This is a genomic window from Nocardia acididurans, from assembly GCF_016741815.1.
In the GTDB taxonomy this organism is placed as follows: Bacteria; Actinomycetota; Actinomycetes; order Mycobacteriales; family Mycobacteriaceae; genus Nocardia; species Nocardia acididurans.
This window is the reverse complement of sequence record NZ_JAERRJ010000005.1, coordinates 355,633-367,724: the sequence shown is the minus strand read 5'-3', so window position 1 is coordinate 367,724 and position 12,092 is coordinate 355,633. Positions and strand designations below refer to the sequence as shown.

The window sequence follows — 12,092 nt, the reverse complement described above, 5'->3', positions numbered from 1 at the left end:
GTCGCGTCGGAGAAGCGGGGATGCGGACCGCACATCCCGGCCGGTAATCGTGCACCTGCGATCGGTGTCCAGCGCACTACCGGCAATTGTCTTGCGGTGTGAGGCTTTTCGTCGTCGACACGACAGTGTCTTCCGATAGATAGGAGTCCTCATGCCCGTAATCCGTATCCACCGTTACCGCGTCGAAGCCGGGCAGCTCGATGAGCTGCTGGCCAAACGCGCCATCCTGATCGACGGAATCCGAAGCGCCAACCCGGGATTGACCGAAACCCGCCTCACCCGTCTCGAGGACGGCAGATACACCGACACCTGGCGCTGGGATACCGCCGAACAGCTGCTCACCGCGATCAATGCCTCGCAGGGCTTCCCGCTGGTGGACGCCACCATGGGGCTCACGGCGGACGCCACCGTCGAAACCGGCGAAATCGTCGACGAACGCTGAGAGCTCCGGATATGAACGCGCAAACAATCACCCCGCCCGCCACCGCGCGCAGGGGCGCCCTGATCAACTCGCTCGTGGGTGAAACCTGGTCGTCCCGAATACGATTCGGCATCTACGCGGTGACCTCGGGTATCGTCCTCACCGAATCCGTGGTCGGTGCGTACTGGGATCTCGCCCGCACGCAATACGTCGTAGACACCTTCGCCGTCCTCGAATATCCCATGTACTTCGCCACCATCCTCGGTGTCGCGAAGCTGCTCGCGGTCGCCGCGCTCCTGGTGCCCCGCTTTCCCCGGCTGAAGGAATGGGCTTACGCCGGACTGGTATTCGTCTACGCAGGCGCGGCCGCCTCGCATCTGGCTGTCGGCGACCCCGCCGCCAAATGGATGGGCCCGCTGTTCTTCACGGCCTTCACCCTGGCCTCGTGGACGCTTCGGGCCCCGGCCCGCCGCGATCCCGGGCCGCTGTCGAGAATCCCGGTGCTCGCGAGACTCACCCGCGGCTGACGGACCGCCGCAGCCTCAGCCGCGCAGCAGTTCGACCAACCGGTCCCAGCCCGGCGACGAGGCACCGGCCTGGGATCGGGCAACGAACCGCGCGAGGCTCGGGTGGCGCGGCGCACCGGGGACGGGCCGGTTCGCATGCCAGTTCCGCACCCGGTCGGCGAGGGCCCGCAGCCGCGGGTCGTCCGGCGACCAGTCGTAGGCCGCGTCATGGTCGAGGCAGATGGCGCGGAATTCGGGATCGGCGATGAGCGTGAGCTTTTCGGCGATCCACTCGGCGGCATCCTCCGGCGACGCGGTCTGCAGCAGGATCCAGCCGTCGCGTTCCAACCGGATATGACGCTCGCTGATGCCGAGCTCACGCAACCGCTCCAGATAGTCGGCGACCTCGGCGGAGACGAAAAGCCTTTCGCCGCCCTGTATCTGGGCGAGTTGCCCGCGGGTCCGGCGCAGCTCCGAGATGCGTTCACACAGTTCGCGATCGATCTCGGCGAGGGCCGCCGCGAGCGTATCCGGGTCGGTGTCGAGGAGTTCCTTGACCTGAGCCAGGGGGACGCCCGCGGTGGCCAGAGTCCTGATCTTGACCAGATCGATGGCGGCCTGCGCGGTGTAGCGGCGATAGCCGGAGGCGTCGCGCTCCGGCTCCGGGAGCAGCCCGCGCTCGTGATAGTGGCGAATGGCCTTGATGGTCACCCCGGCGTAGTCCGCGAGCCGGCCGATCGTGATCATGCCCGATATCCTTTCACCGCCGCGGCACCGCGAATCGACTACACCCGGCGGGTGAGACGCCCGCCGCCGTTGCGGAAGGTCGCCCGGCCGTCCCGGATGTCGTGGAAGGACACCAGCAGCAGGCGCAGGTATCCGTCGAACAGTTCCAGCGGGTAGCCCTCGGGCGCGAACAGGCCGGGCCGGATCGGCACATAGCGCTGCGGAGGTGCGGCGGTGACGCCCCCGGCGAACGCGGTGAAGATCGCCCCTTGCGCGGCGTCCGCCGGTTCATAGGCGGTGCGCTCCTCGAGCGTCCCGTCGACGACGCTGATATCGATGCGCAGCTGATCGGAGCGGTAGGTGCCCGCGTACGGGGTCAGGTCGAAGTCCGCCGCCGATTCCGTTATCAGCGTGGGGATCTCGACGCCGAGATGCTCGCGCAGCAACCACTGCAACAGCTGGTCCTGCAGCATGACCGCACCGGGCGTATTGCCGAAAGCGGTGAATACCAGGTCGAATTCGGGCACGACGCACAGAATGGAGACGCCGCCCGGCGAGGCGCCGGACATGGCCAGCACGGTCGTGTCACCGAAGGGATAGCGCACCCAGCCCAAACCCATCGGCGGGACGTTCGGCGAGACCATATCGCCCGAGACCCGCTGCATGAGCGCGGCGGATTCCGCCGAGAACACCCGGGTTCCCGACGGCGACACACCGCCCGCGAGATGGGTGCGCCCGAAGGTGAGAAGATCGGCGACGGTGCCGATGGGTGTGCCACCGGCCGGCCCCCAGGTCTGGGGCAGCGTGAACATGCGCGTGGGCTCGGCCACCATGGTCTCCGGGTTCGGGAAATGCCCGATGGCGGTGCTGCGCAGGATGGCCTGTTCGGCTGAGGTGCTGGAATCCGTCATACCCACGGGCTGATAGATCTCGCGGTCGATCAGCTCCGAAAAGGGCAGCCCGGTAACCACTTCCAGCAACCGGCCCGCGACGATCATGCCGCCGTTGGAGTAGCTGACCTGCTCACCGGGTTCGAACAGCGTTCCGCCCGCGGTCGCCAGCCCCTCGACGTAACGTCGCACGGCATCGCGGCCCTCGGCATCCGGAAAGTACAGGTCCGCGTCGATGCCATTGGTATGCGAGATCAGATGCCGCACCAGGATCTTGTCCGCCGCGCCGGGCACGTTCAACGCGAAGTCGGGCAGGTACTTCACCACCGGCGCATCCAGATCCAGCAACCCGCGCTCGACCTGCTGCAGCACCATGGTGGTGGTCAGCACCTTGGTGACCGATCCGAAAAGGAATCCGGTGTCCGCGCCCATGGCCGCGCCGGTGGTCACATTGGCCGTGCCGTGCGCAACGACGATCTGCTCTCCGGAGTGGTAGACCCCCGCTACGAAACCGGGGATGGCATTCGCGTCGCAGTAGGCGGCAATTTGCTCGCTGAGCTGGCCCGCGACCGCTGTACCGAGTGTGTTCTCGTTCATGCGCACCATCGTGAAACCTTGCCCTTGGGGAAAGGTCAAGCCGAAGTTTTCGAATACATGGGATCGCATCCCGGAGGGTGGCGGTGGCCTGCTCCGTCAACGCGCGGTAGTCGGCTCGGCGCGCGCCAGCGCCTCGTACAGCCAATTGTGGACGGGACCCACGATGAGGCGGGTGCCGAGGAGTTGTTCAGTCAGGCTCCAGTATCGGTGGATTCGCGGGTCGCTGTCGGTGGCGTCGGTGAGCAGCCGCTGACGGAAGTCGGGAGTGTCGCGCTCGCCCTGGGCGCGGGCGTGCGCGTCGACGAAGCGGTCCAGTTCGCTGCCGCTGCGGGGTTCGATGCCGCCGGATACCAGGGCTGCCACGTCCGTCATGAGGTCGCTCATGCGGTCGAACAGGTCTTGGGGATCGCCGACCAGGTGCGGCTGTGTTCGCCAGAGTTGTTGCCGGACAGTGGTTGTCATGCCGGGAGTGGTGGCGAGAGCGGTCAGTTCGGCGTAGGCGACGACCTGATCCACGGTGGGGTCGGCGGGCGGCTCGGGGACGTTTCCGCAGAGCCACGCGCTGACGTCACGGCCGGAGATGGGGCTGAGGATGTGCCGCCAGAACTGCACGAGACAGTCATAGGCCGTTTCGCCGTTCTCTACGTCGGCCAGCAGGGCGAGCCGTGCCGCCCGCTGTGCCGGAGTCGCGGCCCCGACCGCTCGCAGCGCTGCCCGACGCCAGGCCATCGACCTGAATTCGATGTCGAGCCGGGCACTTTCGGCGTCGGCCGCCTCGGCCACGGACCGTTCTCCGTGCAATACCTCGGTGATCGCATTCAGCCCCAGCCCGAGTGCCCGCATCCGGCGCACCAGCAGCAGTCGCTCCGTAGCGCCACCGGCATCGAACATGCGATGCCCGCCCGCGCTGCGCTGCGATTCCAGAATGCCTTCGTCGCAATAGAACCGGATCGTGCGCACCGCGATCCCGGTGCTGCGCGCCAATTCCCCGATGCTCACCAGCCCGCTCGATCGTGTGTCGTCCGTCACAACCTGTAGAACCTCCACCCCACTGGAGCTCCTAGCGTAATGGCGGTCGGGGACAAGTGATTACACCGAGGAGAGTGATTCGTGGCTACCACACAGGATGAGATCGTCGCCGGCATCGCGGAGATCGTCGAGGAAGTAACCGGCATCGACGCGGCTGAGGTGCTGATCGACAAGAACTTCGTCGACGACCTGGAGATCGATTCCCTGTCACTGGTGGAGATCGCCGTCCAGTTGGAGGACAAGTACGGCGTGACGGTTCCGGATGAGGACATGGCGAGTCTGAGGACGGTCGGTGATGCGGTCGCTTATGTCCAGAAATGGGAGGCCGCGCAGCCGAAGCTGGCCGCGGAGATGGAAGCGAAAATCAAGGAGAGGCAGGGGTGAATGATCGATGATCCTAGCCTCGATGCCGGCACCGGGCGTTGATCGGTTGTTCATTGCGGGGGATTCGGTGGTGATCGGCGATTTCTACGGTCGGGGCATGATGAATTCGGAACCTCCGCCGTTGGCCGCGCTGCACGAACCGTGGGGGTGGGTGAAGCGGGTGCTGGTGCTGGTGTTCGTGGGGGTGCTGGCGGCGGGGCTCGAGGTGAAGTATCTGTTTGTCGGGCGGGCGGGGAGGCGCGGGGATCGGACACATATGATGGGGTGATCCCATGTTCCACTGAGAGAAACCGATGGATGGCGCGGAGCTGAGTTTTCTGGTGCTGGGCCGCGTCACCGTCCGGCGGGGCGGGGTGGCCCTGGAGTCGGGGCGGTTGCGGACTCAGGCCGTGCTCGCGGCGTTGCTGTTCGCCGAAGGGAGGCCGTTGAGCGCGGCGCAACTCGTGGACGCGGTGTGGGGGGAGGAGCTTCCGGGGGATCCGGTCGGGTCGTTGCGGTCGCATGTGCTGTTGTTGCGCAAGCTGGTCGAGCCCGCGCGGGTTCGGCGCGGGGCGGCGTCGGTGCTCGTCTCGGTCGGGGACGGGTACGAACTGCGGGTGCCGCGCGATTCGGTCGACGCCCACCGGGCGCGGTCGCTGGCCGCTGTCGCTGAAGATGCCCGTGCCGCAGGAGATTTCGAGCGGGCGCGGGCGCTGCTCGGCGAGGCGCTGGAATTGTGGCAGGGGGAGGCGCTGGCCGGAGTGCCGGGGCCGCGGGCCGCGGATCAGCGGCGGAGGTTGTCGGAGCTGCGGGTGACGCTGTGGGAGGCACGGCTCGATGTCGATCTGCGGCTCGGCCACCATGATCGGGTTGTCGGCGAATTGGCTTTGGCCAGTGCGGAATTCCCGATGCGTGAACGTCTGCGCGGATTGTGGATGACCGCGCTGTACCGGTGCGGGCGGCGCGGTGAGGCGCTGGCCGTCTACGCCGACACCCGCCGCCTGCTGATCGAGGAACTCGGTATCGAACCCGGGCCGGAGCTGGCCGAACTGCATCAGCGCATCCTCGCCGATGAGCTGTCCGCACCGGAGACGCATTCCGGCCCCGCGCGCCGTGACAGCGTGCGGCCCGCTCAACTTCCCAGGGGGATAGCCGATTTCACCGGCCGCGCGAACCTGGTGCGGGAGCTGTGCGAGGCGTTGACGCCCACCGGATTCGCCCCGCCCGTCGTGGTGATCACCGGTATGGGCGGCGTCGGCAAGACGACGCTGGCCACCCGGGCCGGGCACGAGGTCCGAGATCGATTCCCGGACGGTCAGCTCTACGCCGACCTGCACGGCGAGGATGATCGGCCCGCCGAACCGGTCGGCGTCCTCGGCGCACTGCTGCGCGCGGTAGGGGTGGCCGACAGCGATATTCCGCCCACCGAATCCGAGCGGTCCGCGCTGCTGCGCAGTCTGCTCGCCGATCGGCGCATGCTGCTGGTGCTCGACAACGCGGGCACCCTGGACCAGGTGACGCCGCTGCTGCCGAGTGGACCGGGCTGCGCGGTGGTGGTCACCAGCCGGGCGCTGCTGCCGCTGCCGGACGCCACCTACCTGCACCTCGACGTCCTGACCGTCGACGAGGCGCGAAACATGCTGGGGCGCATAGTCGGAGCCCGTCGCGTCGCCGCGGAACCGGAGGCCGTCGACGCGGTGATCGCCGCCTGCGGGCGACTGCCGCTGGCCATCAGGATCATCGGCGCGCGATTGGCGGCGCGACCGCACTGGACCATCGCCGCCGTCGCCCAGCGGCTGGCCGACGAACGGCATCGTCTCGCCGAATTGCGCTGCGGCGACCTCACTGTCGACGCCTGCTTCGCGTTCGGGTACCGGGATCTTCCCGCCGAGACCGCACGGGCCTTCGTGACCCTGGCCGTACCCGCCGCACCGGATCTGCCGGTCGCCGCGGCCGCCGCCATTCTGGAGGTCGGCACCGCGGAGGCCGCCCGGATCTGCGAGTCCCTGGTGGATCTCGGACTGCTGCAATCCGTCGGCACCGATCGCTACAGCTATCACGATCTGCTGCGCCTGTTCGCCCACACGACCGCCCCGGACCTCGACCGGCAGGGCGTGCTGGCCCGCGTGCTGGACTACTACCGTGCCACGGTGAAAACCATTGTCCGCCAACGCTATCCAGGTCACCGTCTCGACTATGTCGCGGCGACCGCGCACCCCGGCGCGGCGATCGGCTCCGAAGCCGACGCGCACGCCTGGCTCGACCGCGAACGCACCGCCCTGATAGCCCTGCACCGGCAGATCGCCGCCGATCACCCGCACCTGGTGCCGTCGAGCGTGGATATCGCCATGCTGATCAGCGAGGCCATCGACCCCTCGGCTCAATCCGGGCAGTTGGCGGACGCGCTGCGCCAACTGCTCTCGGTCGCCGAAAGACTCGACGACCGAGAGGCCGAGCTCCGCGCCCGCGCCACCCTCGGCCTGGTGCTCGCACTGGATCTGGGCCGCGGCGACGAGGCCGTCGTCGTCCTCGAACCGGCGCGGAAGATGCTGCGGCCGAACGGGAACAGCCTGCTGCTGGGGTTCATCGAACACGTCCTCGGAGCAGCCGCGTTGCTCTCCGGGCGGACCGCCGAGGCGATCGTCCACATGACGGCGGCGGTCGATATCTTCCATGACCTGGGCGACCCGGCCTGGGAGGGGTGGGCGTGCGCGACCCTCGCCGACCGGTACGGCGATGCCGCGCAGTGGGATTCGGCCGCCGATTACGCCGAACGGGCCGTGCGTGCCGCCGCGCAGGTCGGCGGCGCGGCCTTCGACTCGCTGGCGCGCTGTCAGCTGGCCCGGGTCGTCCTCATGCGCGACGACGAGCCCGAGCGGGCGATCTCGATGTGCGAGGACGCGGTGCGGGTGGCCCGTGCGCACGGGCGACGGCTGCTGCTGGGGTGGGCATTGTTCCGGCTGGCCGAGGTGAGCCTGCACGCCCGCCGCTTCGATATCGCCGAATCGGCTGCGGCGGAGGCTGTTTCGGTGCTCACCGAGGCGGCGGACCCGTTCCGTCGCGGTCACGCACTGCACTGCCGGGCGATTGCGCTCGCCGAGCTGGGGCGCAGCGACGAGGCCCGGCAGGTGCGCGCACAGATCGACGAGCTGACCGCGCGGATCGGCCCGATCATCCCCGCGGAGTGCCTCGACCCGGTGTGACCGGGCGGTTCATTCGCGGCTCAACGAATGCTCGAGCACCGCCCGCACGATCGACCTGTCACCAGGACAGGAGATCATCATGAAATACCGTGTGGGCCTCATCGACCAGGGCTTCGTACCGACCGCGGTCACCGTCTCGTATGTCGCGATCTGCACCGGTGCGGTCGACGACGAACTGCTGCGGCGGGCCTTCGCGCTCACCTGTCGCCGTTTCCCCATGCTGCGCGGGCGCATCGAATTCGACGGCGGCGCATACCAACTCGACATCCCCGAGGACGATGGTGGTAACGCCGTCACGGAGATACTGCACGGCAGTGTGTCCGACTGGTTCGCCGACGGCGCGGCCGCCCTCGATCCGGCGGTGTCGCTGGCGAAACTGGAGATCGTGCGCGGCAGTCTGACCACCGCTGTGGCGCTGCGGATCTCGCATGCTGTCAACGACGCGCATATGGGATTCGAACTGCTGCGGGAATTCTGGCGCAGGGCGGCCGAACTCGGCGCGAATGCCACGGTCCTGGATCCCGTTCCGGTCTTCCCGCGCACTCTGGAAGAACTGCTGATCGAGCGCGGCGTCGCACTGCAGGAGCCGGTCATGCCGGATCTCACCGGCGTGTACGCCCTCACGCCCGCGGAAACGCACGGCAGGCCGGGGCTGCGGCTCGCGGCCGATGAGCGAATCACGGTGTCCGCCACTGACACCACGGCACTGTTGCAGCACGCGCGGGCGCAGGGGACGACGCTGCACGCACTGCTCAGCGCCGCGATCATCCGGGCCGAACGGACGCTACTCGCCGAAACATCCAGTGCCGCACCAGCGGACGAGCTTCCCATGATCGCCGCCCATGCCGTCGATATGCGCCCGCACCTGTGCCCGCCCGCGCAGCCCGCCGAGGTGACCAACGGCCTCGGCTGCGCGGCGACCGTCACCTTCTGTACTCCCCACACCGATCTCCACGCCCTCGGTAAGGAGGTGAAAGCGCAGATCGTCGGCGGTATCGACAGCGGGGCCGCGCTGACGACGATGTTCGCGGCCTCGGTGATTCCCGAGCACGGTACGCGGGATTTCGTGGCGAACATCATCACCAATTGGGGTGTGGTTCCCGAACTCGATGTCCCGAAGGGTATGCGGATGGTCGATTTCCGCGGGTTCGTCACGGGCAGCGCCAGGGCGGAGATCAGCTATTTCGCCTACACATTCCAGGGGCGGCTGAATGTCGAGTTCACTTTCGACGAATCCTGCCATCGTCCCGAAAGGGTTCGTGAGCTGCGTCGCGTCGTGGCATCGAATCTGAAGCTGCTGACCGATCGGGCAATCTGACTAACGATCATTTCGGAATCCGATCCGCGCCGGGTCCGGGCGTGATCTAATCGCGCCAACTCGGGTGCGTGAGCGCCTCGATGACAAAGTCGAGCGGCACCCGACGCATGTGGAGAAGCGATGGTGGACAGTAGGATTCAGCGGGCGACCGGGTCGGTGGCCGCGCTTGCGGTGGCGGCCGGGTTCGCGGTCACGGCGATGTCCGGGGTGGCCGCGGCCGCACCGGGGACGGTCACCTGGACCGACGGGAACAGCAAGTACACCCGGACGGTGTCCAACACCAACCCGGTGGTCGGCGACATCGTGACGGTCACGACGACGTTCGAGCGGACCGGAATCCCGGTGGAGTACATCTACTCGGTCAAGGACCTGCACCCGGCCTGCCTGACACCGGTCAACGGCTCCGCGAAAATGGGCGGTGACCAGGTGCAACTCGACACCTCGTCGTCGGATTGGGTGCGCGCGCAGTTCGGCATCACCAAATACCCGGTGTACCCGAACATCCAGCCCAAGTCGCAGACCTTCGAGGTGCAGTACAAGGTCGGCGTCGACTGCGCCCGCGACACCCCGCTGATGACCTCCATGCACTACGGCGGCTCGCTCGGCGACGGCACCTACCAGGGCAAGGGTCCGACCATCACGGTGTCCAGCGACGCGCTGTCGACCACCGTGCTCGCCGACGTGAGCGGCGCGCAGACCGGCAAGGCCGTCACCTTGGAGGCCACCGTGTCACCCGCGGCGGCGGGCGGCACCATCCAGTTCAAGGCCGGTGACAATGTCCTCGGCGATATTCCGGTGAATGCGAACGGCAAGGCCTCCTTTGTGTGGACCCCGGGCGCGGCGGGCTCGTACACCATCGGCGCGGTCTTCTCCGGACGCACCGGCGTGGTCGGCTCGTCCACCAGCAAGGTGGTCACGGTCGCCGACCAGCCGACCGAGCCGAACCCGAACCCGGGCGGCGGCAACACCGGCTCCTCGTCCGGATCCTTCAAGTTCTGATCACCCTCGACTCGGCAGCGCCAGCTGGGTGAAAGCCCGGAGGGCGTCGTCGATGGGGTGGGGTTGTGGCCTCCCGGACGCGTCGAGGCGGTTCCAGCGCTGCAGGTTGACCGCGAGCGACAGCTGCCGTGCGCCGTCGGCTCGCGTCCAGGAGATCGCGCCGCCACCCCACACCGAACCCTCATGGCCCCAATAGGTTCCATGCCCGGGGATGTCCAACCGCTGCAGGCCCAGCCCGTAGTCGATCTGCTTCAGTTCGAAGGAGACGACCGGGACGGTGCGCCGCATCTGCGCCAGCGCCTCCCCGCTGATGATCTCGCCCGCCAGCAGCAGACCGTAGAAGCGGTTCAGATCCGCGACGGTCGAGATCAGCGATGCCGAGGGGCCGACCCACGACATGTCGAACACGCTGAAATCCCGCGGCGGGTCGATCATGCCGAACCAGGATTCGTAGTGCAGGGCATGCGGCCCAGCGATTTCCGTGCCGAGTGGGAGTTCGGTATCCGACAGGCCGGCGCGCTCGATGACGCTGCCGGTGATGTGCTTCTCCGCCGGAGTGCCCGTAATCGATTCCAGCAGTTGGGATATGAGCAGATAATTGGTGTTCGAATACACCCCCGGCGCACCACCCGGAGCGCCGGTGGCGGGTCCGGAGACCCCGAGCTCGATCAGCTCGCGCGGACGAAACCTGGTGAGCCGGTGCGCATCCAGACTTTCCGGGGTGGTCCGCGCCAGATTCGGAAACGCCGCGAGCGACGGATAGGCGCGGGGCAGATATTCGGCCAGGCCGCTGGTGTGGTTGATCAACATCCGCACCGTGATCGCCGCACCGCGCTCACCCGGCACCAGCCGCGGCAGATACCACCCGATCGGTGCGTCGAGCTCGACCTCACCGGCATCGACCAGCTGCAACACCGCCGCGGCCGTGAACGTCTTGGTGAGGCTGCCGACCCGATGCCGCATATCAGCGGTAGCCGGCCGCCCCGTGGCGAGGTCGGCCACTCCTGCTGCGCCACGCCAGATTTCGCCGTCATCACGCACCTCGGCGAACACTCCCGGCACCCCGGCCCGATGAATGCCCTCCAGTGCGTCCTGTAGTTTCCCCGGATCGAAAATGGTTGTCATGGCCCCACTATCGGCCGCGTGGCACCGCCCGGTATTGGAAGAATTCTCCCCACGCCCGGTACCGCCGCTGCGCGATCTCCGGCAGATAATGCGTCGTCACCGCTCTCGGCGTCCGATCGGCGAAAAGAGAAACATCCCGGCACAGGTGCGCCTGATCGGTGTACCCGCACTCCGCCGCGACCACGGCCGCGGGCCGCCCCGCCAGCAACTCGTCCACCGCGGACCGGAACCGCACCAGCATCGCCGCCCGCTTGGGCGTCAACCCGATCTGCGCCTCGAACCGCGCCCCCAACCGCTTGTAACTCCACCCCAGCGATTCGGCGAGCTCCCCGATCCGCACCTGCCCGCCGGACCCGACGATCCGATCCCACCCGGCGCGCACCTCCGGGTCGGGACCGCGCATCGCGCTATCCCGCTGCGCCAGAAACGATTTCGTCACCGCGAACCGCTCGTTCCAATCCGCGGCCGCCGCGAGTTCCTCCCGCAACACCCGTGCCCGCCACCCCCACACATCCTCGAGCGCGACCACCCGCGACCCCAGATCGGTTGGGGCAACACCCAATAGCGAATACGCCTGCAGGGGAGACAGTCGCATCTCGATACACGACGCCCGATCGGCCCGCACCCGCATCGCCTCCAGCGGCAACCCGGCAACGAACCCTCCGAGCACCCGCCGCCCCGCCGCATCCTCGACAACCAGCCCCCGCCCCCCGAATTCGATCACCACCGTGATCACCGCGGCCCCCGCCACACGCAGATCCATCCCGCCCGCAGCCCGATAGCCGATAATCGCGGCCCCCGCCGCCCCGCCCGCGACCGGACCCGTGAAATCCAACCCCCGCCCGCTCTCGAGGTCCTCGCTGTCCACCCGCTCAGCCTACGTAAGACCCCCGGACCCCGTCCGGCGTCGAAAGG

The 12,092-nt window shown here is 67.9% G+C and carries 12 protein-coding genes; 7 read left to right on the top strand and 5 right to left on the bottom strand.

The genetic code is table 11. The annotated features are described in order from the left end of the window. The first annotated feature begins 151 nt into the window (after positions 1 to 151). On the top strand, positions 152 to 442 hold the full coding sequence (locus JK358_RS14900; RefSeq protein ID WP_201947977.1) for a hypothetical protein: 291 nt from the start codon (positions 152 to 154) through the stop codon (positions 440 to 442). 11 nt (positions 443 to 453) lie between these two features. After that, a complete protein-coding gene (locus JK358_RS14895; RefSeq protein ID WP_201947975.1) occupies positions 454 to 948 on the top strand; it encodes a DoxX family protein in 495 nt (164 codons plus the stop codon). A gap of 15 nt (positions 949 to 963) precedes the next feature. On the opposite strand, the gene JK358_RS14890 is transcribed toward JK358_RS14895, so the two are convergent. From JK358_RS14890 to JK358_RS14880, 3 genes are all read right to left on the bottom strand, one after another. After that, on the bottom strand, positions 964 to 1,674 hold the full coding sequence (locus JK358_RS14890) for a MerR family transcriptional regulator (protein ID WP_201947973.1): 711 nt from the start codon (positions 1,672 to 1,674) through the stop codon (positions 964 to 966). Positions 1,675 to 1,712: 38 nt separating this feature from the next. Beyond that, the gene (locus JK358_RS14885) at positions 1,713 to 3,140 is read right to left on the bottom strand and encodes a serine hydrolase domain-containing protein (protein WP_201947970.1); all 1,428 of its coding nucleotides are present in this window, start codon (positions 3,138 to 3,140) and stop codon (positions 1,713 to 1,715) included. A gap of 96 nt (positions 3,141 to 3,236) precedes the next feature. Next, on the bottom strand, positions 3,237 to 4,169 hold the full coding sequence (locus JK358_RS14880; RefSeq protein ID WP_201947968.1) for a MerR family transcriptional regulator: 933 nt from the start codon (positions 4,167 to 4,169) through the stop codon (positions 3,237 to 3,239). Between the two features lie 81 nt (positions 4,170 to 4,250). Between JK358_RS14880 and acpM the strand changes: the two genes are divergently transcribed. The 5 genes from acpM (at position 4,251) to JK358_RS14855 (ending at position 10,052) form a co-directional block, all read left to right on the top strand. Then, positions 4,251 to 4,553, top strand: coding sequence for a meromycolate extension acyl carrier protein AcpM (acpM, locus tag JK358_RS14875; RefSeq protein WP_201947966.1), 303 nt, complete (start codon positions 4,251 to 4,253; stop codon positions 4,551 to 4,553). A gap of 97 nt (positions 4,554 to 4,650) precedes the next feature. After that, complete coding sequence (locus JK358_RS14870) at positions 4,651 to 4,821, top strand: hypothetical protein (protein WP_201947964.1); 171 nt, start codon at positions 4,651 to 4,653, stop codon at positions 4,819 to 4,821. A gap of 25 nt (positions 4,822 to 4,846) precedes the next feature. After that, positions 4,847 to 7,735 carry an AfsR/SARP family transcriptional regulator gene (locus JK358_RS14865; RefSeq protein ID WP_201947961.1) on the top strand — a complete coding sequence of 963 codons (2,889 nt, stop codon included), beginning with the start codon at positions 4,847 to 4,849 and terminating at the stop codon, positions 7,733 to 7,735. A 79-nt stretch (positions 7,736 to 7,814) separates the two neighbouring features. Continuing rightward, positions 7,815 to 9,053, top strand: a complete 1,239-nt coding sequence (locus tag JK358_RS14860) for a phthiocerol/phthiodiolone dimycocerosyl transferase family protein (protein WP_201947959.1) — start codon at positions 7,815 to 7,817, stop codon at positions 9,051 to 9,053. 120 nt (positions 9,054 to 9,173) lie between these two features. Beyond that, entirely contained in the window at positions 9,174 to 10,052 is an 879-nt protein-coding gene (locus JK358_RS14855; RefSeq protein WP_201947957.1) for an Ig-like domain-containing protein, read from the top strand. Here the strand turns inward: JK358_RS14855 and JK358_RS14850 are convergent, their stop codons facing one another. Together JK358_RS14850 and JK358_RS14845 are read right to left on the bottom strand one after the other, a co-directional pair. Further along, complete coding sequence (locus tag JK358_RS14850) at positions 10,053 to 11,177, bottom strand: serine hydrolase domain-containing protein (protein ID WP_201947955.1); 1,125 nt, start codon at positions 11,175 to 11,177, stop codon at positions 10,053 to 10,055. A gap of 7 nt (positions 11,178 to 11,184) precedes the next feature. Next, positions 11,185 to 12,045: a helix-turn-helix domain-containing protein gene (locus JK358_RS14845; RefSeq protein ID WP_307817522.1), complete on the bottom strand. Its 861-nt coding sequence runs from the start codon at positions 12,043 to 12,045 to the stop codon at positions 11,185 to 11,187. Positions 12,046 to 12,092 lie beyond the last annotated feature (47 nt).